Genomic DNA, 24,478 nt, shown 5'->3' with positions numbered 1-24,478 from the left:
CAAAGACAGCGCAAAGCGGACGTTTGGACTTGGTTGGTTGCAAACGCAGCGAAGGACGGCTTGGTGGCCAAACCACCCACAACACCTCGCGCCCCTCTTCCCCCGGACCACATCACCTGCCATAATGGAGGAAACTTAAAAACAAGAGCAGCCCATATGCCCGACGAACTGTTGACGCCAGAAGCGACCACCATATATGACGCCTCGTCCATCGAGGTGCTCGAAGGCCTGGAACCGGTCCGCAAACGCCCCGGCATGTATATCGGTGGCACGGATGAGCGTGCGCTGCACCATATGGTGGCGGAAATCCTCGACAACTCGATGGACGAGGCGGTGGCGGGTTACGCGAACCGGATCGAGGTGGAGCTGCACGCAGATTACGCCCTGACCGTGCGTGACAACGGGCGCGGCATTCCTATCGATCCGCATCCCAAATTCCCGGACAAATCCGCGCTTGAGGTGATCCTGTGTACCCTGCATGCGGGCGGCAAGTTCTCGGGCAAGGCTTATCAGACCTCGGGCGGTCTGCACGGCGTCGGTGCCTCGGTGGTCAACGCCCTGTCGGATTCGATGGTGGTTCAGGTGGCCCGCGACAAACAGCTTTTTGAACAGCGGTTCTCACGCGGTATCCCTCTGGGCCCGGTGGAAAAGGTTGGCGCGGCCCCAAACCGGCGCGGCACCACGGTGACTTTCCACGCCGACCCCGACATCTTCGGCCACCACAAGTTCAAACCCGCCCGACTGTTCAAATCCATCCGCTCTAAGGCTTACCTGTTCTCGGGCGTCGAAATCCGCTGGAAGTCCCACATCGACGATGGCGAGACCCCGACCGAAGCGAGCTTCCACTTCCCCGGCGGCCTTTCGGATTACCTGAAGGAAACGATGAACGGCTCTTCGACCTATGCCGAGCAGCCCTTTGCCGGTACCGTGGACTTTCAGGAAAAATTCAACGCACCCGGAAAGGTCGAATGGGCGATCAACTGGACGCCTTCGCGCGATGGGTTCATCCAGTCCTACTGTAACACCGTTCCTACCCCCGAAGGCGGCACCCATGTGGCAGGGTTCTGGGCCGCCGTCCTCAAAGGCATCAAGGCTTACGGAGAGCTGATCAACAACAAAAAGGCCGCACAGATCACCCGTGACGACCTGATTACGGGCGGCTGCGCGCTGGTGTCCTGTTTCATCAGTGAACCGGAATTCGTCGGCCAGACCAAAGACCGGCTGGCCACGGTCGAGGCACAGCGGTTGGTCGAAAACTCCGTCCGCGACCATTTCGACAACTGGCTGGCCGCGGACACGAAATCCGCCGGCGCTATCTTAGACTTCCTCATCCTAAGGTCTGAGGAACGTCTGCGCCGACGGGCCGAGAAGGAAACACAACGCAAGTCCGCCACTAAGAAACTTCGTCTCCCCGGCAAGCTGGTGGACTGTAGTAGTTCAACACGGGACGGAACCGAATTATTCATCGTCGAAGGAGATTCTGCGGGCGGATCTGCAAAAATGGGTCGCAACCGCAAAACGCAGGCCCTTCTACCCCTGCGCGGCAAGATCCTGAACGTGCTGGGCGCGGCCAGTTCCAAGCTGGGCACCAATGCCGAGATCAACGACCTGACCCAAGCACTGGGGGTTGGCCTTGGCACCCGCTTCAACGTCGATGACCTGCGCTATGACAAGATCATCATCATGACCGACGCGGATGTAGACGGCGCGCATATCGCGGCGCTGCTGATGACCTTCTTCTTCACCCAGATGCGCCCGATGATTGACGCGGGCCACCTCTACCTCGCCTGCCCGCCGCTGTATCGCCTGACCCAAGGCGCCAAACGTGTCTATTGTCTGGACGAGGCCGAGCGGGACGAGTGGCTGGAAAAAGGCCTGGGCGGCAAAGGCAAGATCGACGTCTCGCGCTTCAAGGGTCTGGGCGAGATGGACGCCAAGGACCTGAAAGAGACCACGATGGACCCGGCCTCGCGCAAACTGATCCGCGTCACCATCGACGAGGACGAACCCGGCGAGACCGGCGATCTGGTCGAGCGCCTGATGGGTAAAAAACCCGAACTGCGGTTCCAGTACATTCAGGAAAACGCGCGGTTCGTGGAGGAGCTGGATGTTTGAATAACCCCAAATCCAAGTTAAATAGAGCCCATACTGGTATCCCGGAGGTCCCAGATTCAGGTGCATCTGGAAACCAAAAACACACTTCAATCGAAGGCGAAGTTTTACCTCCTGTGACAGAGGCGAAATACGCAAGCGGTGAATTCGTCGGAACCGTCAAGCGAATTGCGGAGGAGAACGTTCGTGGGATTTCAGGAGCAAACACTTCTTATCTGATTGCCGCTAGACTGAGGGAGTTGGAACAGGAGAACAACGAACTTAGGTCTCAAAATAGAGATTTAACAGAACAGGTTGCCGACCTGAAAAGCGACCTAGCATTATCGCAGGCTGATGTTCGCGTTGAAAGAGAGAAAAGAGACTCTGCAAAGTCGGAGAAGAAGTACTCAACAGCAATTCTGGTCGCGGCCGGTATTCTGGTGACTTTGGCATTTGTCCCAAACGCGGAACCCTTGGAAGGTCGCGATTGGGCAATTCTGGGCGTTGCGGCAATAGCCTATCTCGTTGGGATTTTTGGTACCGCATTTTTCTCAAAAGGGAAGTCATAATGATCGACTCTGCTTTGATGCTAATGGACGTAGTTGATCGCGGCGTACCGAACCTCGAGAGGATTCCAATAAAAGTCGAAGAAGACTTTTATCTTCAATATCAATGGATCGGGATCGGAATAAAACAACCAAATAGCCACATCTTTCCTATCAATGATAACTCCATGTGGCTCGGTATGGGGTGGGTAAAAAAAGGGGATTGGATATTCGTCTACACCGGGAAGGGTGAACCAAGATCCAACAGAATTCCCGGTCTAGAAAATTCGATATATACCGTTCATTGGAATCGAGAGGCTACACTGTTTTCGTCCGACGAGATCCATCCTTATTTGCTTGAAGGGTTAGTTAGCCTTCCTCCAGCTTTCAATGATGCCCCACAGCAAAGTGGACTTTTCCTTGAATCCGGACAGCCGTGAAAAGCGAGCAGAGACTGCAAATTACCTGTGTCGCAAAGTGGTTCGTGCCTGCGGCTAGAGCGAATGCGTAGTGTTTCAATCCTTGCAGGGCTGCAGGACTGATATCCTTGCCCAAATCCACCTTGAACATCCCCTTGCCTAACCCGCTGATCCCGTTCACACTTCCCCTCAATCCGTCATCCAAGAACGACATTTGAGGTTCCGAGCGTCCAAGACCCAATTTCAACGAACACGAGATTTCGAACGGGAGGACGACATGAAAACATTAACCCTCGGGCTGGCTCTGACCCTGCTGGCCTCGGCAGCCCCCGCGCAGCAGATGCTCAGCACCGCATCCCCCATTCCGGACGGGGCTGAAACGCGGTTCTGTTATTATAAAGGCATGGCCTATTCCGAAGATGCATTTGTTCTGATGACGGGCGACAACACCGTCACCTCAACCGTCAACACGCGCGAGGAACGGCTGCTACGGTGCTATCGCAACAGCGACGGCACTCTGACCTGGCGACCTCAGAGCACGTTTTCAACCAATTGATCGGCGATAAAAGGTGGGCGCCCTAGCCCACCTTTTGATCCAACCAATCCGCAATCTGCCCGGCGGGGTCTTCCCATCCCGGCTCCATAAACAGGAAATGCGCGTGGTTTTCGACGGGCAGAAACGTCGCGCGTTCTCCGTAGAGTTTCGCCAGCGCGCGGCAGGTGTTGGGGTTCACGGCCCGATCCTCGGTGCCCGATACGATCAGCACCGGGCAGTCGACCTTGTCGATATCCACCTTCATTGCGTGGTGGTCATCGAACATCCAGAAGAACATCTCAAACATCACCCGCCCGCTTTCAGCGCCCAGCTGGTCGAACACCTCATGCTGCTGCGCCTCGGGCATTTTGTTCAGCGCAAAGGGGGCCATCAGGTCGAAATCGACCCGCATGGGCTGTTTCCAGAACGCACCGCCCTCCATCAACGCGCGCGGAACGGCGCGTTCATCGTCGGTTTCGGGCAACGTGCCCCACGGTGCGTTCGGGTTGATCAGAACAATCGCGCTGGCCAACCCGCGCGCCGCCACCTGCTGCGCCACAACACCCGCGATGGCATGACCCAGCAAGATGGGCTTGCTGTCCAAACCCTGCACAAACTCGGCAATATCATTGGCGTAATCCGTAACGCTGGTATCGGTCATGCTAGGGTCAGGCTCGGCCTTCGGATCGCCGCCATGAAACCGCAGTGCAGGTGTATGAACCGTCCAGCCAAGTGCGCGGAAAAAACCCGCGTAGTCCTTCATACACCACGGCCCAGCGAAAGCGCCGTGGATCAGAACAATCTCTTTTGTCATGAAAATCTCCCTCACCTACACTCAGAATGCATGATGAGGGAGAGTGCGCGCAAGAGGCTTAGAGGGCTGCTTTGAAAAGCACCGTCAGGTTGTCTTCAGTCAGCTCAATCGGGTTGCCGCCGCAGGACGGATCAATGATCGCCCCTTTGACCAACTCGGGGATGGCGTCCTCGGTCACGCTCAAATCGGAGAGCTTGCGTGGGATACCGAGGGCGTCGTTGAACTCCTGTACAAATGTGCGGAAGCCGTCGAAGCCGCCGTCGATGCCCAGATAGTTCGCGGCGTGCTGGAAGCGGTCGGCGATGGCGGGTGCGTTGAAGTCCAGCACCGTGGGCATACAGACCGCGTTGGTGGTGCCGTGATGGGTGTTGAACACCGCGCCTATAGGGTGGCTCATCGCGTGAATGGCGCCAAGACCCTTCTGGAAGGCGGTCGCACCCATCGCCGCCGCGCTCATCATTTGGGCGCGGGCCTCGATATCGGTGCCATCGGCATAGGCGCGCGGCAGGTAGTCCTTGACCAGCCGCATCCCTTCTAGCGCCATGCCTTGGCTCATCGGGTGATAATGCGGGCTGGAATAGGCCTCAACGCAATGGGCGAACGCATCCAAACCGGTGCCTGCAGTGATGAAGTTGGGCATACCCACCGTCAGTTCGGGGTCGCAGATCACAACCGTGGGCAGCACCTTGGGGTGAAAGATGATCTTCTTGGCATGGGTCTCAGAGTTGGTGATGACACTGGCGCGCCCCACCTCGGACCCGGTGCCGGCGGTGGTTGGCACGGCGATGATTGGTGCAATGACATCAGCATCGGCGCGAGTCCACCAGTCGCCGATATCCTCAAAGTCCCACACGGGCCGCGTCTGACCGGCCATGAAGGCCACCATCTTGCCCAGATCCAGCCCCGAGCCACCGCCAAAGGCGATCACCCCGTCATGGCCACCGGCGTTATAGGCCGCGACCCCCGCATCGAGGTTCTTTTCATTGGGGTTCGGATCCACGTCGCTGAACAATCCGCGGCCCAACCCGGCCGATTCCATGATGTCCAGCGTCGCTGTAGTAATCGGCAGATCGGCCAGCCCCTTGTCGGTGACCAGCAGCGGTTTCTTCATACCGGCGGCGGCGCAGGCCTCGGGCAATTCCTTGATCCGCCCGGCGCCGAATTTGATTGCGGTCGGATATGACCAGTTTCCAACAAGTGACATGTCAGGTTTCCTTTGTATTTTGGGGCCTGCTCTGGCGAGGGCGTAAGTTCAGAGCAGGCCGGCGCCCTTAGCCCGTGACCTTTTTTAGGTGATAGGATTTGGGACGTGTCAGGTTGTGGTAGCCGATGACGGACAAGCCACCACCGCGACCGGTATTCTTGCAGCCCGTCCAGCACAGGCCAGGGTCCAGATAATCGGCCCTGTTCATAAATACGGTGCCGGTTTCAACCTGGTCGCCGACCCGAGCGGCACGGTCAAGATCGCGGGTCCAAAGACTGGCAGTCAGGCCGAATTCACTGTCATTCATCAGCGCGATGGCCTCTCCATCCGAGGACACTTTCATGATGCCCACCACGGGGCCAAAGCTCTCATCCCGCATTACGCGCATGTCATGAGTCACGCCTGTCAGGATCTGCGGCGTCAGGTAGGCACCGCCATCATCCTCGGCTAAGGTTTCGATATGGGCCACTGCGCCTGCTGCGACCGCCTCGGCGATCTGCGCGCGCACCTCATTGGCAAAGCGCACATTGGCCATCGGGCCAATCGTTGTCGCAGTGTCCAATGGGTTGCCCAGCTTGTAGCCCTTCACGATCTCCACCGCCTTGGCAACGAAGTCATCATAAAGGCTTTCATGCACGTAAATCCGTTCGATCCCACAGCAGCACTGGCCCGCGTTGAACATGGCTCCGTCGATCAGGGTATCGACGGCCGCATCCAGATCGGCGTCTTCCATGACATAGCCCGGATCCTTGCCGCCCAGTTCTGTGCCAACACCGGTAAAGGTCCCCGCCGCCGCGCGTTCCATCGCCTGGCCACCGCCGACCGAACCGGTGAAGTTCACGAAGTCGAACGCATTGCCCGCGATCAGATCATTGGTCACGTCATGGCTCAGAAAGATATTCTGGAACACATCTTCCGGCACACCCGCTGCATGGAAAGCCCGCGCCATGCGTTCGCCCACCAGCAGGGTCTGCGTGGCATGTTTCAGGATCACGGTATTGCCCGCAATCAACGCCGGTGCAACGGTATTAATTGCCGTCATGTAAGGATAGTTCCAGGGCGCCACCACAAAGACCACACCATGCGGGATGCGCTTGATGTAGCGTTTGAAACTCGCGTCCTCACCCACCGCGATATCAGCCAGAGCCGTCTCGGCAATCTCCGCCATATGGCTGGCGCGTTCATTGAAGCCGCCAAACTCGCCGCCATAGCGCACCGGGCGCCCCATCATATGCGCCAGTTCCGGTACGATCTCATCATTCATCGCGCCAACGGCGGCAACACCTGCCATCACAAGATCAATTCGTTCCTGCAATGGTCGCGCCGCCCAGCCCGATTGCGCAGCTTTTGCCTGCCTCGCGGCTTCAAACGCCGCCTCGCGCGATACCACTTCGCGCTCTGCAAAAACCGACCCATCAATCGGTGAGATGCATTTCAACATCTGCCCCATATCCACTCCATCTCCGAAAGAAACAGGATCCCCTGTTTCATCTGGCTAAAAATACCTCGGGGTGCGCGAGGGGCTGGCCCCTCGCTCCGACCCTCTAAGCTCGCTCGAACCCGCGTGCTATTTCCCAATCGGTCACCACACGTTCGAATTCTTCGATCTCCACCTCAGCCGCGCGGGTATAGTGATCGACCACCTCATCGCCCATGGCCGATCGCAACATAGCCGATCCATTCAACGCATCCCGCGCTGAGCGCAGGTTGCCGGGGATCATCCCGGTCTCGCCCTGATAGACATCCCCTTGGGTCGGAGGCTGCAGCTCCAGCCCCTGTTCTATGCCAGCGATCCCGGCTGCCAGCATCCCCGCCATCGCCAGATAGGGATTCATGTCCGAGCCCGGTATTCGGCACTCCACCCGAACCGATTTGGTTCCATCGCCGCACAGGCGGAACCCGGCCGTGCGGTTGTCCACCGACCAAATGATCCGCGTCGGCGCAAAGGTCCCCTTCATGAACCGCTTGTAGCTATTGATGTAGGGTGCCATGAAATAGGTGTAATCGGCGGCGTATTTCAACAGACCCGCCATGTAGCATTTCATCACATCCGACATGCCAAGCGGATCTTTTTCGTCGAAAAAGATGGGGCGCCCCTCCGCCCAAAGCGACTGGTGGACATGGGACGAACTGCCGACCTTTTCATGGTGCCATTTCGGTAAAAACGTCGCCGCATGGCCATGCTGCCAGGCAATCTCTTTCACGGCGTTCTTGGCGATCGAGTGATACTCGGCCGTCTCCATCGCCGCCGCATATTTGATGTTCAGTTCTTCTTGCCCAGTCTCGGCCTCACCTTTCGAGTTCTCGACCGGTATCCCCGCATTCCACAGATGGTTGCGGATCGGGCGCATCACATGCTCTTCCTTGGTGGTCTGAAGGATATGGTAGTCTTCGTTATAGCCCGAGATCGGCTCCAGATCACGGAAACCTTCTTTGCGGATCTGATCAAAACTTTTCTCGAATAGAAAGAACTCCAGCTCCGTCGCGCACATCGCGTCATAACCCATCGCTTTCAGTCGGTTCACCTGACGCTTCAGGATCGACCGAGGCGCATGCGGCACCTCTTCATGCGTATGATGATCCAACACATCGCACATCACCATCGCCGTGCCTTCAAGCCACGGCACCGGGCGCAGTGTGCTCAGATCAGGCTTCATCACATAATCGCCGTACCCCCGCTCCCAACTGGTCGAGGCATAGCCATCCGGTGTTCCCATCTCCAGATCCGTGGCCAGCAAGTAATTGCAGCAATGCGTCTCTTCCCACGCACCTGCAACAAAGTGACCCGCATGGAAGCGTTTCCCCATCAAACGACCCTGCATGTCAACCATACACACCAATACAGTATCAATCTCACCAGCAGAAACCTGCGTCTTAAGGTGTTCGAGTGTCAGCATAAATTACCTCAAAATGCGCGAGAATTTTCGACGAAAATTCTTGACCCATATAGCGACCGGCCCGCCAGAAAACGGGCCGGTCAAGTTTCATCAGCCGTAGCGATAAGGCCGCCCGGCCTTGAGCATTTCGGCATTGTAGCGTTTGAAGATATCCACGACCTTTGCCTTGGTCTCAGATTCCGCCGCAATCTCATCCCAGAATTTCACGGCCGCTCCTTCAACGGTAGCCCATTCCTCATCTGGGATGGTCGTCAACTGCATCTTTGTGCCGTTGACCCGCAGATTGGCCTCTCCGCCCCAATACCACCACTGGCGATAGTAGTGTGACTGATCACAGCAGACCTTGAACAGGGTTTGCAGATCTTCAGGCAGCTCGTTCCAGCGGTCCATATTGGCAAAGAAGTGACCCGCCCAAGCACCCGAGATGTTGTTGGTCAGGAAATAGTTGGTCACATCCGCCCAACCAACGGTGTAATCTTCGGTGATGCCCGACCATGCGATACCGTCCAACTCACCGGTCTGAACCGCGACCTCGATATCTTCCCATGGCAGCGTCACCGGCACCACGCCGAACTGCGACAGGAACCGACCCGCAGTTGGGAATGTGAAGATACGTTTGCCCTTCATGTCCTCCAGCGAGTTGATCGGATCCTTGGTCGCGAAATGGCACGGATCCCATGCACCAGCGCTGATATGTTTGACCCCAACTTTGGAGTATTCTTCGTCCCATATCTCGTTCAGGCCCCACTGGTTGAACAGAACCGGCACGTCCAGCGAATAGCGCGAGGCAAAGGGGAAGTAGCCGCCGAACACGGTGACCTCAGTGGGCGAGGCCATCGAGTCATCATCGGACTGCACCGCGTCGATTGTGCCCTTTTGCATGGCGCGGAACAGCTCTCCAGTCGGAACCAGTTGGTCGGCGTAGAACAGCTCGATCTGCATGCGGTCGCCAGCGATCTTGTTGAACATCTCGATGGCCGGATCGATCACATGTGCAGCCAGTGCTGGCCCAGCATAGGTCTGCATCCGCCATGTAATCGTACTTTGCGCAAGCGCTGGTGCGGCCAGAGGCGCAGCAGCGACCCCTACCCCGGCAGTTTTCAAAAACTTACGTCTTGTCGTCATGTCAATTTCCTCTCCGTTGAAGTTTATGTGCCCGTTTGCCGGGCCTTCTAATTATTTTCCATAAACATAACCGGGCAGCCAAAGGGCGATCTCGGGGAACATCATGATTATCACGAGCGCCAGAACCATCACGCCGACAAAGGGAAAGATCGAGCGATAGATGTCTTTCAGACTGATCTCTGGTGGGGCCATCGCACGCATCAGGAACAGGTTATATCCGAAAGGCGGCGTCATATATGCGATCTGCGTGGTGATCGTATACAGCACACCATACCAGATCAGGTCAAAACCCAGCGCACCGACAAGCGGCACATAAAGTGGGGCCACGATGACCAGCATCGCCGTGTCGTCCAGGAAAGTACCCATGACGATAAAGCTTAGCTGCATCAGGATCAGGATAACCCAAGGTGACAAACTCAGCTGTTCGGTGAACAGGCTGTCGATTGCCTTGACCGCGCCCAATCCATCAAACACAGCCCCAAAGCCTAACGCGGCAAGAATAATCCACATGAACATGCAGGATATGGCCAGCGTCTGCTTGGTGCAGTCCTCAAAGATTTTCCACGTCATCCGGCGTTTGAGAACCGATGCCACCAGTGCTGCCAGCGCCCCAAGTGCCGAGCTTTCGACAAGCGAAGTCCAGCCATTGACGAATGGGATCATCATTGCTGCGAAGATAATCAGCGGCAACGCGCCCGCACCCAGCAATCGGAGTTTCTCGGCCCGTGGTACTTCGTGCGCGTCTTCCATCGCCGGGCCAAGCTCTGGCTGAATGCGACAGCGTATCCAGATATAAAGGATAAATAGCGATGCCATCAGCAGCCCCGGTACAATCCCAGCCAGCCACAGCTGACCGACAGGTTGACGCGCGATCATGGCGTAAAGCACCAGAACAACCGAAGGCGGCACGAGGATACCAAGGCTCGACCCGGCCTGAATGACCCCTGTCACCATCGTCTTGTCATACCCGCGTCGTAGAAGTTCGGGCAAAGCGATCGTTGCCCCGATGGCCATGCCGGCCACGCTGAGGCCGTTCATCGCCGAAACCAAGACCATCAGCCCGATTGTGCCAATCGCCAGCCCTCCGTTCACAGGTCCCATCCAGACGTGGAACATGCGATAGAGGTCATCTGCCAACCGGCTTTCGCTAAGGACATAACCCATAAATATAAACATCGGCAGCGTGAGCAGTGGGTACCACTTCATCAGCTTCATCGCAGCCGAAAAGGGAATGTCCTGTCCACCTGTGCCCCATAGCACCAGCGCCGCTATGGCCGCGACTGCGCCGATAGCACCAAAAACGCGCTGGCCGGTAAAAAGCATCAGCATCATCGAGGCGAACATGAAGATGGCGATATATTCTTGGCTCATGCCCGCCTGACCCCGATTTCCTGCCCGTTGATCCGCGCAATGTCTTTGAAAAACTCGGAAATTGCCTGCAGCAGCATCAGGAAGAAACCGAACACCATGATCGCCTTAACCGGCCAAATATAGGGTCGCCACGCCGTGGATGAGCGTTCGAGTCTTCCGATTTCCTCGCTTCCGGTGACGAGCCCTGTGAAGTAGGCAACCGGCTCATCCCCCCAATATCCCAGGCTGTAGGCCGTCGAACCCAGCCCCCCATAGAACAGCACACCGAGATAGAGAATAAGCAACAGCACCGTACAAGCGTCGAACCATGCTTTCCGACGCGGGCTCCAGTTATGATAGAAAAGATCCATGCGTACGTTCGAGCCCATCTGGATCGAGTACGGACCTCCGATGATGTAGTAGGTCACCATCGCAAACTGCGCCATTTCCAGCGTCCAGAGAGACGGCAGAAAGAAGGTTTTCGAGATCGAGGACCACAGCAGGATACCCATCATCACAAACAGGCCCCACATCATGATCCGCCCGATCCGATAATTCATCGCATCGACCATGCGCACATATGCGGCCATCAACTTCATTGCACGACGTCCTCGCCCCGAACGACGCTCAGCGTTTTGTCTATCCAAGGAACCAGATCATTGGCTATGGCCTGTTGTTGTTCCGGCGTTTCAACCAGGTCGTTGCGAATTTCGATCATGACGTTCAGCAATCCGCGAGGTGCGGCATGACAATCCAGCGTATGCGCCACGCCGTCTAACGCTGAATACGGCTCATTCAGGCGCGTAACCAGCGGCAGGTCTGAGGGCGTATTTTCCAGCATTTTCAAAGCAAAGCGATCGTCTTCACCATGCAGCAGACCCAATTCGACGGACCGGTTCTGCCCGCGATAGACCGGTGTAAAGCTGTGGATTGTCACCATCAGCTCTAGCGTATCCCGATAGCGGTCCAACATCGTCTCAAGTTCGGCGCAAAAAGGCCGATAGATTTTATCGACCCGCGCCTTGCGTTCACTTTCAGACAAAGAAGCGTTCCCTGGGATGGCGAAATCCTCACTTTGGGAAGGCATCGCATCGCTGGCTTCAGGTGGACGATTGCAGTCATACACAAGCCGCGAAACGCCCCCATAGACCGTTGTTGCAGACATCTGTCGTGCAATGGCTTGTGCCACCGGCAGTGCACCGGGGTCCCACGCGATATGACTGCGCAAGGCCTTCGGGCTTAGGCCCAAATCTTCCAGCCCCTCTGGAATCCGATGCGTTGCATGTTCACAAACCACGATAACCGACGGTTTACCCGTTGGTTCCAGCGTGTGAACGGCCGGCCCAAAATCCAGATGCCCAGCAGGCGAAAGGCTGTCAGGTGATTCCATGGGGAAAGATTTCTACACCCATCAATCTCCTGTCAATAATTTTCCTGAAAAAAATTCACCATAACTGTTTCGGATGTCAAAATTTATACATATGATAGCGAACAACTAAAAAAGGACTATTCTGTGCGCGTAACTGAAAGGCTCCTTGCCCATCGTGAAACGATGACCCCATCCGAGCGGCAGTTGGTGAATGTGCTGCTGGATGATTATCCAATGGCGGGCCTTGGCAGCATTACGGAACTGGCCAGCATCGCTTCGGTTTCGACCACCACGGTTGCGCGGATGCTGCAAAAAACCGGGTTTGGGGGCTATCCCCAGTTTCAAGCCGCAATCCGGGGCGAAGTAAAAGAGATGATCTCGGGGCCAGTTGCCAAGCGGGATGTGTGGCAGAATGATCTGCCGGAAGAACATATTCTCAATCGGTATTCCCGGCAGGCCCTGGAAAACCAGCGCCGTTCGATTGATGAGGTGGATCCGGAAAAATTCGACAGTTTGTGCCGGATGCTGTGCGATCCGGATCGGCGCATTTTCATAACCGGAGGGCGCATTACCGGGACACTGGCGCAATATCTGTATCTTCACCTGCAGATGATACGTCCCGACGTAAAGCTGCTATCTGATGCGGCCTCTTGGACGCATGATCTGCTGGAAGTGCGGGAAGGCGACGTATTGGTGGCCCTGGATGTGCGACGGTACGAAAACACCACCCTACTGATCGGGCAGCTCTGCCACGAACGAGGGGCCGAGGTTGTGCTGCTGACGGATCAATGGCGTTCCCCCATTCACCAACTTGCGAAACACACATTCGCCGCGCGCATCGCGGTTCCGTCAGCTTGGGACTCCATGGCCTCACTTTTGGTTCTGCTGGAATGCGTAATCGCCGAAATGCAGGAACGTCTGTGGGACAGCGTCAAAGAACGCACGGAAGAACTGGAACAGGCGTTCGACCGGACGAAACTGTTTCGCAAATTTGGCCAAAGCTCTGGGTCCTGACGTTGCTGTCGAAGTGTCACGAGATACAACAGCGCGTGAACACAGTTGTCTGAGACATCTCAAACCGTACACTCTGCCACATGACATTCATTGCCGACAATCAACTGCCGTTACTGATTCTTTCGTTTCTGATCGGTCTGCTCGGAACGGGGTTCCTGTTTCGCAAACCTGCGGGCCATCGGGCCTGGAAACTAGCCGATCTGGTTTGGGTCGTATTGGGCGGGATTGGCGCGCTGGTGGCCGTATTGGCCGGGCTCTATACTTCGGACAGTTCGCGACTGGACCGGCAAATTGACGTGGCCTACGCGGCAACTCTGGCCTTTGATCGCGATGCCGCACGTTTCCGACTGCGATTCTGCGACCCGGCCTATGATCCAGATACAGCCGTTTTATGCGAAAAGGTCGAGTTCCTGTCTGCCTCAACCGCCAGCAACGCCGATTTGCCGCTGTTCATCGCGGTCACCAACGAGGTCGCACCGCTGCAGGGCCTGCATTTCCTGTTCGGCCAGACCGCAAAGGACGATATGAAAGACGCCCGGGGCATGGCCGCCAAAGCAGATGCCTTTGATATCCAGCAGTTTCTGGTTTTCACCTCTCTGGACGAAACCACACAAGCTGCCGTCGACAACATGCGCCGCAAAGTACCTGCCATCGCCGGAGACTATCTGATCCTTGCCCAAAGCTACGATGATCTAATTGATCAAGTTGGCAAACTGAAGGAGGAGTGGGAGTATTTGCAGGCTAACGCCCATATTCTGGTCCTGCAGATCGTCGCCTTGTGTCTGGTCAGCTTTGCAGCACCATTTCGCCTTGGGAAATCCGTCGTAGAATTGCGCACCGCCTTTATCCCCGGTACGCCTGAGCCAGCTTCTTCGGATCAGCCCCAAGAAAGTAGCGCATCAGGGTCCAAAGATTCCGCGCGCCGCGCCGAAACCAGCCCTGACGGATATAGCGTTCCGCACTCGTAACCGCGTCAGCGTTCAACAATACAGCGCGCGGCAAGGCGCGGATCAGGGCGACATCCTCCATCAGCGGCTGATCCGGATATCCGCCTGCTGACAGATAAGCCTCTTGCCGCACCAAGAGGCCCTGATCGCCGTAGGGTAACCCGAACAGGCGGCTGCGCAAATTCGCCCAACCGGCGACCCAGAGCGGCCCCAGACCATTTGCACGGAACCGCAAACGAAAGGATGCTGGCCGGTCTGAGTTCAAATGCTCTGCCACTACAGCAGTCCAGCTCGGCTGCAACTCTGTATCGGCATGCAGGATCAGCAGCCACTCGCCCGAGGCTTCGGCGCAGCCTCTTTGCAATTGCCCGCCGCGCGACGCAGGGCCGGTGACGATCCGGGCCCCAGCCTCATCCGCCATCTCAAGCGTTGCATCGTCCGAGCCAGCATCGCTCACAATCAACTCACGGATCAGGCCCTGTTGCAGCCCCTCCATCAACGATTGCAGGGTTGCTGGCAAATCACGTTCCGCATTCAGGGTTGGGATCACGATACTGATTGGGGCGGACACGTCTTAAACCCTCTGGTCATGGCAGCGCGATCTCCTATATCACGAGGCCAGACCAAATGACGAGGATCAACCCATGCCCAATCGCCGCATTCTGCGCCTGACCGGCAAGGATACAGACAGCTTTCTGCAGGGGCTGATCACAAATGATGTCCAAAGGCTGGACGATAGGCTGGTCTACGCCGCCCTCCTGACCCCGCAAGGCAAGTATCTGGCCGATTTCTTTCTCAAACGGGACGACGTATCGGTGTTGCTGGATGTGGCCGAGGATCTGGCCGACGGGCTGGTTAAACGCCTGACGATGTACAAGCTGCGCGCTGACGTCTCGATCGAGGATACCGAGCTTAATCTGCAACGCGGCACTGGCCCGGCGCCTGATGGCGCCCTGCCCGATCCTCGGCATCCCGATCTTGGATGGCGGGCTTATTCCCAAACGCCCGAAAGTGATGATGATACCGATTGGGACGCGATCCGCGTCCGTCATTGCATCCCCGAAACCAGCATCGAACTGACGCCGGATAGCTACATTCTTGAGGCTGGTTTCGAAGCGCTGAATGGGCTGGATTTCAAGAAAGGCTGTTATGTCGGTCAGGAAGTCACCGCACGCATGAAGCACAAAACCGAACTGCGCAAAGGCCTGCGCGTTGTTGAGATTTCTGACACCGCCCCGGTTGGGACCGAGATTCAGTCAAATGGGAAACCCGTGGGAACAGTGTTCACGCAATCCAATGGCAAAGCGATTGCCTATTTGCGACTGGACCGCGCCCAAGGGGACATGCAGGCGGGTGAAGCGATTGTGCGTCTGTCCAGCTGACACCTTGCTGACAGCATCCTAGGAACAACTATCACCCTCTGGTCGTGTTTTCGCTGGTACCTATCGCACTGCGCGGTAACACTGACACCGGAACTTCAAGAGGGATAAAGAACATGTTCCGGCTGTATCGGGCGATTTGGCGGGCCAGCGCGGGTCGGCAAGTTATTCTTATTCTGCTGTCGCTGGCAATTGCAGGGTTGGCCGCAGTTCCACTGGAATTTCAGCGTGACATCATCAATCACCTAACATCGGCAAATGTCGGGGTCGAACGATTGCTGACGTTGGGGGCTGGCATGCTGGCCGTTATTCTTCTGAGCCTTGCCCTGAAATGGGTGCTGGGCTATCGCGCGGGCACATTGGGCGAAGACCTGATCCGTCTGATCCGGCAACGCCTGTTGGTGCGCGCATCTGACCTTAACCAAACCCAAGAGTCCTTTCGCAAAGGAACCATGAGCACTGCCGTATCTGCCGAGGCCGAAGAACTTGGAAAATTTGCTGGCGGTGCCTTTTCTGACCCGGTCGTTCAGATAGGAACCCTAATCAGCGTGATTGGTTATATCTCGTCCACGCAGCCAGGGTTGGGCCTGATCGCATTTTCAATGATTGTTCCCCAGATTGTCATTGTTTTGGTTTCGCAACGGCGCGTGAACGTCTTTGTTGCCGAAAGGGTCCGCATCCTGCGCAAGTCGACCGACCAACTGACGACCGAGGATATCGAAGCAGTGTCGGCGGATATCAACGCCCTGTTTGACGATATATACGAAACGCGCCGCCGCATGTTCATCTGGAAACTGTCTGCCAAGTTTCTGCTCAGCGTCATTAACGGCGCGGGCACGGTCGGCATTTTGATGCTGGGCGGATGGCTCGTGTTACAAGGGCGCACGGATGTAGGCACCGTGGTCGCGGCCACCAGCGGACTAAGCCGCATTCAAGGCCCAACCGCGTTTCTGATTGCGTACTATCGTCAGGTCAGCGCCAATCGGATCAAGTTCGAACTGATGCTTGAGCTGTTCGGCCCCGAGCCCGAGCGATACCGGCGTCCACGGCGCTGACAACAAAAAGACCGCATCAGGGTGATGCGGTCTTTTGATTTGGCTCTGGCAAAGTTCAGGCGCGTTCAGAGTATTCCATGGTGTCTGTGTTCACGATGATCATCTCATCCTGACCGACAAACGGCGGAACCATAACTTTGACACCGTTGTCCAATATCGCAGGCTTGAACGAATTCGCAGCGGTCTGCCCTTTGACGACCGGCTCGGTCTCGACAATTTTGCAGGTCACTTTTTGCGGCACCGTCGCGTTCAGCGCTTCACTTTCGTAGAACTCTACCACAATTGTCATGCCGTCCTGCAGAAACGGACGACGCTCACCCAACAGCTCCGAAGGTAATTCGATCTGTTCGTATGTCTCGGAATCCATGAACACTAGCATGCCGTCGGATTCGTACAGGAACTGTTGATCCTTTTGTTCCAGACGCACGCGTTCCACTTTGTCGGCTGACCGGAACCGTTCGTTCAGTTTCGAGCCGTTGCGCAGGTTGCGCAGCTCGACCTGTGCAAAAGCGCCGCCTTTGCCGGGCTTTACGTGATCTACCTTAACAGCTGCCCACAGCCCGCCGTTATGCTCAAGCACATTGCCGGGGCGAATTTCGTTCCCATTTATCTTGGGCATTACATAAATCCTTCACAAACGGTTGATGCGTCAGTTCTTGTCCCTATATCTGGCGTAACCACACCTGACAAGACAACGAAACCTAGTGCTGCACCTGCAGCAAGCCATGCAGTTGACGCAACGTAGTTATGCAATTTAGGTGTATCCGAATCGCATGTAATAGGTCATAAGGACCGTCACGCCAAAAAGTGCAAGAGCAAGAAAAACGGGAATGACGAGATGAGAGATTTCGTTGACGGCACGGCCTTTAATAACGAACAAGGCAATCGTGCACGTAAACTTTTCGCAGCCGTCGTACTGGCTGCACTGGATGATGCCATTGCTGACGACAAGAAGTATGGCAACGGTCCGGAACAAATAGCCCGCTGGGCGCGTTCGCGCGACGGGCGTGAAGTATTGTCATGCGCCGGTATCGACCCCAACGAGCGGGTTGTTGGCGGATTGATGGAATTCGTTGGCCGCGGCGTACGGACGTCTGTTGCGCTGTCACGCGAAGAAAGCGAACGCCGGAATGCGGCTCAGCAGGCTGAAGCGGCCTGATTGACCCCCGCCTCCGATTGAAAAAGCGCGCCCTACCTTTGGGGCGCGTTTTTCGTTGGCCTGATCAAAAATACATTATCCATTGCCGCGCGACCCAAAGCTCGGCCGCCAACAACAACGCAAAGAAAAGCTTTGTCGAAACCGAAAGGCCCCGGTGCCAAAGGACGACATAGGCGGCGACGCAGATTCCCATCGAAATCGGCGCAGCCCAAACTGCGTGATGCGTGCTGTCCCAATAGCTGATGGGGCTATCAAAGACCCACGAACTGATCGGCCAGAACTGTGGGCGACCATCCCCCGCGTGCAAAAAGAAATCCATCACCAGATGCAGCAGCCCTGCCGACGCGCCTATGGCCAGCAGGTGCCAGCCGCGCCACAGCCCAATCCCAAGCGCCGCCGCCCACAGAAAGAACGAATTATCGATCGCGAAAACAGTTTGCCATGCTGGTGAAAAGTAAAGCTGATCGAACACCACATGTGCCGAGATGTTCAGGATGTACAGCGAGACGCCCGCCATCACATACAGCGACAGGTCTGGCAGCAGCGATCCGAACAAAGCGGCCCACAGCGCCGCCCTCCTGGCTGGGCGCGCAAAAGCGGCGGCGCCAATCAAAAGATGCGCTGGAGTGTTCATCTGGGGCTTTTCCTTTGGCCTTAAATCAGGTCATCTGCGCGTCAACATAGGAGAATGGCCATGGCGCGGTCCATCATGATTCAGGGCACCGGCAGTAATGTCGGCAAATCGGTGTTGGTGGCCGGTCTGGCGCGTGCCTATACACGGCGCGGGCTGAGCGTTGCTCCGTTCAAGCCGCAGAACATGTCAAATAACGCAGCCGTTACGGAAAACGGTGGCGAAATCGGTCGCGCGCAAGCCCTACAGGCGCGGGCCGCGAAGCGGACTACGCATACCGATATGAACCCGATCCTGTTGAAGCCCGAAACCGATACGGGCGCCCAGATCATTCTTCAGGGCCAGCGCGCAGGGACCATGAAAGCGGGTGATTACCGCAAAGATAAATCAAAGCTTCTGGCGGCGGCCCTGGAAAGCTTTGAACGTCTTTGCAACGATGCCGATCTTGTCCTGATCGAAGGCGCGGGCAGCCCGGCCGAAACCAATCTGCGCAAAGGTGACATTGCCAATATGGGTTTTGCCTGCGCAGCGAATGTTCCAGTTGTGCTGGTGGGCGATATCCACCGGGGCGGAGTGATCGCACAGATCGTTGGAACGCAGGCCGTTCTGGATACTGGGGATCAGGAATTGATCCGAGGCTTTGCCATAAACCGGTTCAAGGGCGACGTGTCCCTGTTTGACGAAGGGCGCGACGATATCGCCGCCCGCACCGGTTGGCCCTGCGTCGGTGTGGTGCCCTGGTTCCATGATGCATGGAAACTGCCGGCAGAAGATATGATGGACATTCGCTCTTACGCCGGAGGTGCGTGTAAGATCGTCGTGCCGCAGTTGGAGCGTATGGCCAATTTCGATGATCTCGACCCGCTTTCCGCCGAACCAAGTGTAACGGTCGAAATCGTCCCAGCAGGCCGCCCCCTGCCCGGGGATGCCGATCTGGTGCTCTTGCCCGGTAGTAAATCCACAATTGGCGATTTGGCCTATTTCCGGGCTCAGGGTTGGGACGTCGACCTCTATGCCCATGTCCGCCGTGGCGGCCACGTGCTGGGTCTATGCGGAGGATATCAAATGCTGGGGAAAACCATCGCGGACCCGGATGGCGTCGACGGGCACCCGGGACGGGTCGAGGGGCTTGGCCTGTTGGATGTCACTACCACCATGGCCGGTGACAAGCAGGTTACCCTGCGTTCCGCAACCGCCCTGCCCGGTAATGAACCAGTCAGCGGTTATGAAATCCATATGGGTCGGACCGACGGGCCGGATTGCGCCCGCGCCTGGCTGCAGATCGAAAGCCGCCCAGAAGGCGCTGCCAGCGCCAATGGACGCGTGCGCGGCAGCTATCTGCACGGGATATTCACATCAGACGCATTTCGCGCCAGCTATTTGGCTGAACTGGGCGCCACGTCGGAAACCACCTATGAAGATGGTGTTGAACAGGTATTGGACGACCTTGCCGATCATCTAGAACTGCATATGGATCTGGATCTGCTTCTGTCGATGGCGCAAGCACCAGATCGGGGCTAAGCCTTAGTCCCTGTCGGGCGCGGCAATGACACGCGATATCTCGCGACGGACCATCTTGCGCAAATTCTTAGTGATCCGCTCCCCAAGCGCGCCCTGCAACTCTTCCCGAACGATCTGCGCCACAAGATCACGCAACTGTTCTTCATCAACAATCACACCAGCAGGTTTCTGGGCCTGCTTCGCGACCACGGCCGGATCACGAATAAAGGTTGCCTCGGCCGTTGTCTCTGTCTCAGGCTCAGGCTCAGGCTCAGGTTCAGCGACTTTGGATTGTGCGAAACCTTTTCCTACCGGCCATTCAACGGCTTTTGTCTTAGTACCGGAATATTCATCATCGCTTTCGCCATCCGGCTCCCACTGGTCTTCGGTCCGGGCTATGGCAGCTTCCAAGGCTTCGATCTTCGCGCTTAAACTGCCTGCGAGATCACGCTTTGGTTTTTCGTCATTTGCGTCAGCGCCATCAGCACGCACGCTGTCACCTGGCTGTAAACGCATAGGCGCTTCTGGATTGCCCGGCGCATTCGCGGCCTGATTTGCCGTACCCTCATGAGCAGTATTCTGAGGCATCAACTTCAAAGGTGCGCGTTTCTGGACGATCAGCGGTTCCTCGCTGACACGCAGCGCATCCGTCAAAACCAGCCGCCCCGGCTTGGGTGCCGGGGTCGAAGGGACAAAGATAAATTCCGATTCGCCACTTGCGTCTTCATCGACCATTCGTTTGACCGACGAGAGAACGTCCTGAATATTGGCGCTTACAACACGATCTGACATTTTTTCTACCGCTCTAACCTTGGTCCGATTGTAGCCAATCCGGACCATCGCCACAACAGGTAGCGATACCCTTTAATCCCGGCGCAATGCCTTGAGCACCCGATCCAGATCGCGGCTTTGCTTGCTGACCTGCGACGGCGCTTTTTTCACAAGGTTGTAATACAACGTCGGATCATAGATCTGCACCGCCAGGCCCAGCCGTTCCGCCGTTAGCAATCCTTGCGCCTGCAGCAGTTCATACGCTGCCCGAGACCGTTCGGTCCGCGAGGCAACTTCGGCCAATTGCGCATCCAGCAAATCCTGCTGCGCGTTCAGAACATCAAGGGTTGTTCGTGCACCCAGCGTCGCCTCTTCACGAATACCATCGAACGCAACTTGTGATGCACGGACACGCTCGGTCGATGCCCGCAAACTGGCAGCTGCGGCCTGGAAGGCTGCATACCGGTCGGCGACCCCTTGCGTGATGTTCTTCTGGACATTCAACAGATTCGCACGCGAGGCATCGCGTGTTGCCATGGCCCGACGCACCGCTGCGGCCAAGCCACCACCAGAATAGATCGGCTGATTGAAGTTCAGCGAGATCGTCGCCTCGTTGATATAATCGTCGTTGTCATAGCTTTCAGTAATGCCCGCATCGGCATTCAGGCTGACATTCGGCCCCAGATTGGCGCGCTGCTGCTGCACAATCAAATCCAAAGCACGAACTTGGTGCTGCGCAGAAAGAATTGCCGGGTGGTTACGCTGCGCCAGATTGACCGCATCGGATTCCGAACGCGGCAGGTTCGGCAGCCTTGGCTGACCTGCTGTCCGCCCTGACCTTTTGCCAACGGCGTTTACGTATTCAGCCTGCGCAATACTCAGATTACCACGTGCGACAGCCAAATCCGCTTGCGAACTGGCCAACTGCGCTTCTGACAAGGCAACATCTGTCCGGGTGACTTCACCAACTTCGAAGCGGTCCTGAGAGGCGCGAAGTTCTTCCGCGGACACTTCGACGTTGTTCTCGCGGATCGCAACCGTTTCTTCCTGCAGCAGAACACCCAGATAGGCATTGGCTGCGCGGATCAGGATTTGCTGTTCGATATCAATCAAGGATTGCCGCGTCGATAGCACCGTTTCTTGCGCAGATTGCTTGCCCAGAACAGATGCGCCACCATCATAGATCAACTGACCTAACGTGAGGCCCGAGAAAAAGCTGGACGGCTCGCGAGTACTGATCGCGCTGCTCGTGTTCGTTCTCGTATAGTCACGGCTCACCCGCACGGTCCAGTTGATGATTGGGCGCAGCGCGGACAGTGCGATGGCGACATCTTCATCTGCCGCGCGCAGCAGGGCCCGGTTCTGCTCAAGCAAGCCGCTGGTGTTATAAGCACCGATAAACGCATCCGTCAGGTTGTCAGCCCAAACCGAGCGTCCGGGCACGACACTCAATGCGATGCCCGCCGCCAAAGTCAGGCCTTTGACCAACTTTCCTGTCGTCGTTCCGTGCATAACCAAATCCTCTCAAATCGAAATTACGCAACCACCGAGGCAGTTTGCGCCGCTGTTTTCAAGTAATCAAGGCATCAAAATACTTCTATCGCCAACTATAGCGAAAATGCACACTCAGCGCAAAAGGCAGGCAAAACGGGGGCGCTGGCATTGAAGGCATACCGCCAAGACACACGACCCGCCGACTTGAGACCCACACGAACGGTTCCTAGGTCACCTTCCATGAACAGGCAAACGATCCGGCCTCTATCCTTGAGTTGATCCAGCAGAGCGTCTGGCAACTGCTCAACCCCGCCCTGAATCATGATGACATCATAAGGGCCGTGCTCGTCCGCGCCCTGCTCAAGCGGGCCTGTGTGGACGATGGCATTGTCGACATCCGCTTCCATCAGAACAGTCTGCGCTTCGGCCGCCAAGGCTTCATCGGATTCCACAGCCACAACCAGTTCCGCCATTCGAGCGGCAATAGCGGTCGAGTATCCAAGCCCCGGAGCGATATCCAGGACCACCTCATCATTGGAAATATTCACAGCATCCAACATCTTGGCCAGTGTCCGGGGCTCAAGCAGGCAACGCCCTCCTCCCAACTCTACCAGGTCGCCGACATACGCCGCCTCACGCTGCGAGTCTGGCACGAAATTCTCACGCGCCACAGCCAACATCGCATCGATGATAGGAAACTTAGTCACGTCCGACGGCCTGACCTGAGTATCAACCATCGTAAGACGCCGGGCTGCGAAATCTGTCATATGACCGCTCATTCCTTGTCAATCTGCTATCAGGCTTGTGCCATATCCGCCCGCCCGCAGCAACGGGCCAGACGCCAATTACTGGCGCGGCAAAAAGCACTCACTCGGCGGGCGCATCGATTTTCCTTCAGGGACAGGAATAATCGCATTCAATACTCTGGACGTTCATCCTGAAAGCTGATAGAACGCCCACCACACCACGGCAAGTGATTGATATTACTTGAAAAGGCGAGTTGGCGGAGTGGTGACGCAGCGGATTGCAAATCCGTGTACACCGGTTCGATTCCGGTACTCGCCTCCATTTATTTCCAAGCACTTAGCTCTCTCCACGATTCAACGGACGGGACGGTTGATCTTGTAACGGAGCAAGAATGCTCGGAAATCCGCCCAATCGGGTCTTTGACATAATTCGGCAATCTTCTTTTTGTGCCAAGTACAGGCCGCTGCATGTAACGAGGCCAGTTGATCATCTGACATCAGGCGATCCCGCTCGGTCAGGGCCTGCTTCCAAAGCGGCAGAATGGACCGATCCTCAACAAGGTTGGCATTCATGTTGCGCCAATAAACCTCGGCCTGGTCGCCGTGAATGTGGTTGGTTTTGCCCCGGTCGCGTTTAACCATAAACGACCCGATTGAGCGGGTCACATAGTGATGAATACGTGCGAAATCATGGCGATATCCGCTTGTGGCGCGCCACGTCACAGCTTCGGGGTCAAGCAGCTGACCTCCGCCATCGACCCATTTGATCTCGGACATACGCTCGGGCGCCACCCCTTTGGGCCGGTGTGGGCCATATCGTGTAAACAGCCCGTTGTTGCGCGTGATGCTCTTCAGCCCGCCCGCGACCCCCGAATAAAAACCTTTTTCGGTATCACAAAGAAAAAACTGCGCTGCGACCGGAGTATCGTTAAAGTTCTCAATACCACCGCATCCGAATATCTTCCATGCAAAGGACGCAACATCGAAAGGCGCGCCTGCGGTATCCTGAAGTTTTCCCAGCAGCTTGTGCATGGATGGGTCAGGAAGACGGATGTTCAGATATTCATCGACGTCCAATGAAAACGTCCAGTCCGCATCCAGAAACTTCGGATGCGAACGAACACGCCTGAGCATCGTGTTCTGCGGGCTTTGATTTGGTTTGACCGAATTGTCGACATGGGTCGCAACGCCAAGTTCCCCAAGCCGTTTCGCGATCAGATCGGTGCCATCGTCGCAGTCGTTGGTGTAGATGAGGAAATGGTCAACGCCAAGCGACAGGTAGTAGGACACCCAATCAATCATGAATGGGCCTTCGTTTTTCATCGTCGTGTAGACAACTATCCTGTCAGTCATAGAAAATCCTGCGGTTGAACCAAACTCGCGCCATCTTCGGCAGGCCTATGCCGGATCTCAACATCCCCAAGTCGGTAGGA

The 24,478-nt window shown here is 56.5% G+C and carries 24 protein-coding genes, 1 tRNA gene and 1 pseudogene; 11 read left to right on the top strand and 15 right to left on the bottom strand.

What is annotated here, in order from left to right; translation table 11 throughout:
• The first annotated feature begins 156 nt into the window (after nucleotides 1-156).
• The 4 genes from parE (at nucleotide 157) to Q1B46_RS05630 (ending at nucleotide 3,611) form a co-directional block, all read left to right on the top strand.
• Entirely contained in the window at nucleotides 157-2,115 is a 1,959-nt protein-coding gene (parE, locus tag Q1B46_RS05645) for a DNA topoisomerase IV subunit B (RefSeq protein WP_299945683.1), read from the top strand.
• A complete protein-coding gene (locus Q1B46_RS05640) occupies nucleotides 2,112-2,660 on the top strand; it encodes a hypothetical protein (RefSeq protein ID WP_299663768.1) in 549 nt (182 codons plus the stop codon). The genes parE and Q1B46_RS05640 overlap by 4 nt, the downstream gene beginning before the upstream one ends.
• Entirely contained in the window at nucleotides 2,660-3,076 is a 417-nt protein-coding gene (locus Q1B46_RS05635) for a hypothetical protein (RefSeq protein ID WP_299945680.1), read from the top strand. The genes Q1B46_RS05640 and Q1B46_RS05635 overlap by 1 nt, the downstream gene beginning before the upstream one ends.
• 256 nt (nucleotides 3,077-3,332) lie before the next feature.
• Nucleotides 3,333-3,611 carry a hypothetical protein gene (locus Q1B46_RS05630; RefSeq protein WP_299945678.1) on the top strand — a complete coding sequence of 93 codons (279 nt, stop codon included), beginning with the start codon at nucleotides 3,333-3,335 and terminating at the stop codon, nucleotides 3,609-3,611.
• Between the two features lie 22 nt (nucleotides 3,612-3,633).
• Here the strand turns inward: Q1B46_RS05630 and Q1B46_RS05625 are convergent, their stop codons facing one another.
• From Q1B46_RS05625 to Q1B46_RS05590, 8 genes are all read right to left on the bottom strand, one after another.
• Nucleotides 3,634-4,404 (bottom strand): alpha/beta hydrolase, encoded by a 771-nt coding sequence (locus tag Q1B46_RS05625; protein WP_299945676.1) that lies wholly within the window; start codon nucleotides 4,402-4,404, stop codon nucleotides 3,634-3,636.
• 58 nt (nucleotides 4,405-4,462) lie between these two features.
• On the bottom strand, nucleotides 4,463-5,608 hold the full coding sequence (locus Q1B46_RS05620; RefSeq protein WP_299945673.1) for an iron-containing alcohol dehydrogenase: 1,146 nt from the start codon (nucleotides 5,606-5,608) through the stop codon (nucleotides 4,463-4,465).
• A gap of 67 nt (nucleotides 5,609-5,675) precedes the next feature.
• Complete coding sequence (locus tag Q1B46_RS05615) at nucleotides 5,676-7,058, bottom strand: aldehyde dehydrogenase family protein (RefSeq protein ID WP_299945670.1); 1,383 nt, start codon at nucleotides 7,056-7,058, stop codon at nucleotides 5,676-5,678.
• 94 nt (nucleotides 7,059-7,152) lie between these two features.
• Nucleotides 7,153-8,505: a glutamine synthetase family protein gene (locus Q1B46_RS05610; RefSeq protein ID WP_299945668.1), complete on the bottom strand. Its 1,353-nt coding sequence runs from the start codon at nucleotides 8,503-8,505 to the stop codon at nucleotides 7,153-7,155.
• Nucleotides 8,506-8,595: 90 nt separating this feature from the next.
• On the bottom strand, nucleotides 8,596-9,630 hold the full coding sequence (locus Q1B46_RS05605) for a TRAP transporter substrate-binding protein (protein WP_299663782.1): 1,035 nt from the start codon (nucleotides 9,628-9,630) through the stop codon (nucleotides 8,596-8,598).
• A gap of 51 nt (nucleotides 9,631-9,681) precedes the next feature.
• On the bottom strand, nucleotides 9,682-11,001 hold the full coding sequence (locus Q1B46_RS05600; protein ID WP_299945666.1) for a TRAP transporter large permease subunit: 1,320 nt from the start codon (nucleotides 10,999-11,001) through the stop codon (nucleotides 9,682-9,684).
• Nucleotides 10,998-11,579, bottom strand: coding sequence for a TRAP transporter small permease subunit (locus tag Q1B46_RS05595; RefSeq protein WP_299945663.1), 582 nt, complete (start codon nucleotides 11,577-11,579; stop codon nucleotides 10,998-11,000). Before Q1B46_RS05595 ends, Q1B46_RS05600 begins: the two co-directional genes overlap by 4 nt.
• A complete protein-coding gene (locus tag Q1B46_RS05590) occupies nucleotides 11,576-12,370 on the bottom strand; it encodes an N-formylglutamate amidohydrolase (protein ID WP_299945661.1) in 795 nt (264 codons plus the stop codon). The genes Q1B46_RS05595 and Q1B46_RS05590 overlap by 4 nt, the downstream gene beginning before the upstream one ends.
• Before the next feature lie 123 nt (nucleotides 12,371-12,493).
• Between Q1B46_RS05590 and Q1B46_RS05585 the strand changes: the two genes are divergently transcribed.
• Both Q1B46_RS05585 and Q1B46_RS05580 read left to right on the top strand, forming a co-directional pair.
• Entirely contained in the window at nucleotides 12,494-13,363 is an 870-nt protein-coding gene (locus Q1B46_RS05585; RefSeq protein ID WP_299945659.1) for a MurR/RpiR family transcriptional regulator, read from the top strand.
• An 80-nt stretch (nucleotides 13,364-13,443) separates the two neighbouring features.
• A pseudogene (locus tag Q1B46_RS05580) lies at nucleotides 13,444-14,199 on the top strand (hypothetical protein); the annotation flags it as partial.
• A gap of 7 nt (nucleotides 14,200-14,206) precedes the next feature.
• On the opposite strand, the gene Q1B46_RS05575 reads toward Q1B46_RS05580, so the two are convergent.
• Nucleotides 14,207-14,881 (bottom strand): TIGR04283 family arsenosugar biosynthesis glycosyltransferase, encoded by a 675-nt coding sequence (locus Q1B46_RS05575; protein ID WP_299945656.1) that lies wholly within the window; start codon nucleotides 14,879-14,881, stop codon nucleotides 14,207-14,209.
• 73 nt (nucleotides 14,882-14,954) lie between these two features.
• On the opposite strand from Q1B46_RS05575, the gene Q1B46_RS05570 reads away from it, so the two are divergent.
• Together Q1B46_RS05570 and Q1B46_RS05565 are read left to right on the top strand one after the other, a co-directional pair.
• Nucleotides 14,955-15,692, top strand: coding sequence for a folate-binding protein (locus tag Q1B46_RS05570; protein ID WP_299945654.1), 738 nt, complete (start codon nucleotides 14,955-14,957; stop codon nucleotides 15,690-15,692).
• A 113-nt stretch (nucleotides 15,693-15,805) separates the two neighbouring features.
• Nucleotides 15,806-16,744: an ABC transporter transmembrane domain-containing protein gene (locus Q1B46_RS05565; protein ID WP_299945652.1), complete on the top strand. Its 939-nt coding sequence runs from the start codon at nucleotides 15,806-15,808 to the stop codon at nucleotides 16,742-16,744.
• Between the two features lie 55 nt (nucleotides 16,745-16,799).
• Here the strand turns inward: Q1B46_RS05565 and efp are convergent, their stop codons facing one another.
• A complete protein-coding gene (gene efp / locus Q1B46_RS05560) occupies nucleotides 16,800-17,363 on the bottom strand; it encodes an elongation factor P (protein WP_299945650.1) in 564 nt (187 codons plus the stop codon).
• Nucleotides 17,364-17,582: 219 nt separating this feature from the next.
• Here efp and Q1B46_RS05555 point away from each other — a divergent pair, with 219 nt between their 5' ends.
• Entirely contained in the window at nucleotides 17,583-17,903 is a 321-nt protein-coding gene (locus Q1B46_RS05555) for a DUF6280 family protein (RefSeq protein WP_008757056.1), read from the top strand.
• A 64-nt stretch (nucleotides 17,904-17,967) separates the two neighbouring features.
• Here the strand turns inward: Q1B46_RS05555 and Q1B46_RS05550 are convergent, their stop codons facing one another.
• Nucleotides 17,968-18,537: a cobalamin biosynthesis protein CobQ gene (locus Q1B46_RS05550; RefSeq protein ID WP_299945648.1), complete on the bottom strand. Its 570-nt coding sequence runs from the start codon at nucleotides 18,535-18,537 to the stop codon at nucleotides 17,968-17,970.
• Between the two features lie 60 nt (nucleotides 18,538-18,597).
• Here Q1B46_RS05550 and Q1B46_RS05545 point away from each other — a divergent pair, with 60 nt between their 5' ends.
• Entirely contained in the window at nucleotides 18,598-20,055 is a 1,458-nt protein-coding gene (locus tag Q1B46_RS05545; protein ID WP_299945646.1) for a cobyric acid synthase, read from the top strand.
• A 3-nt stretch (nucleotides 20,056-20,058) separates the two neighbouring features.
• Here the strand turns inward: Q1B46_RS05545 and Q1B46_RS05540 are convergent, their stop codons facing one another.
• From Q1B46_RS05540 to Q1B46_RS05530, 3 genes are all read right to left on the bottom strand, one after another.
• Nucleotides 20,059-20,826 carry a hypothetical protein gene (locus Q1B46_RS05540; RefSeq protein WP_299945644.1) on the bottom strand — a complete coding sequence of 256 codons (768 nt, stop codon included), beginning with the start codon at nucleotides 20,824-20,826 and terminating at the stop codon, nucleotides 20,059-20,061.
• A gap of 72 nt (nucleotides 20,827-20,898) precedes the next feature.
• Complete coding sequence (locus Q1B46_RS05535; RefSeq protein WP_299945642.1) at nucleotides 20,899-22,317, bottom strand: TolC family outer membrane protein; 1,419 nt, start codon at nucleotides 22,315-22,317, stop codon at nucleotides 20,899-20,901.
• A gap of 95 nt (nucleotides 22,318-22,412) precedes the next feature.
• Complete coding sequence (locus tag Q1B46_RS05530; RefSeq protein ID WP_299945639.1) at nucleotides 22,413-23,066, bottom strand: protein-L-isoaspartate O-methyltransferase; 654 nt, start codon at nucleotides 23,064-23,066, stop codon at nucleotides 22,413-22,415.
• Between the two features lie 227 nt (nucleotides 23,067-23,293).
• On the opposite strand from Q1B46_RS05530, the gene Q1B46_RS05525 reads away from it, so the two are divergent.
• Nucleotides 23,294-23,367: transfer RNA gene (locus Q1B46_RS05525), tRNA-Cys, on the top strand.
• 32 nt (nucleotides 23,368-23,399) lie between these two features.
• Here the strand turns inward: Q1B46_RS05525 and Q1B46_RS05520 are convergent.
• Entirely contained in the window at nucleotides 23,400-24,398 is a 999-nt protein-coding gene (locus tag Q1B46_RS05520) for a glycosyltransferase family 2 protein (protein WP_299945636.1), read from the bottom strand.
• Nucleotides 24,399-24,478: the final 80 nt, after the last annotated feature.

It is taken from the genome of uncultured Ruegeria sp. (genome assembly GCF_947500045.1).
GTDB lineage: Bacteria > Pseudomonadota > Alphaproteobacteria > Rhodobacterales > Rhodobacteraceae > Ruegeria.
This window is presented reverse-complemented; position numbering and strand designations above follow the sequence as displayed.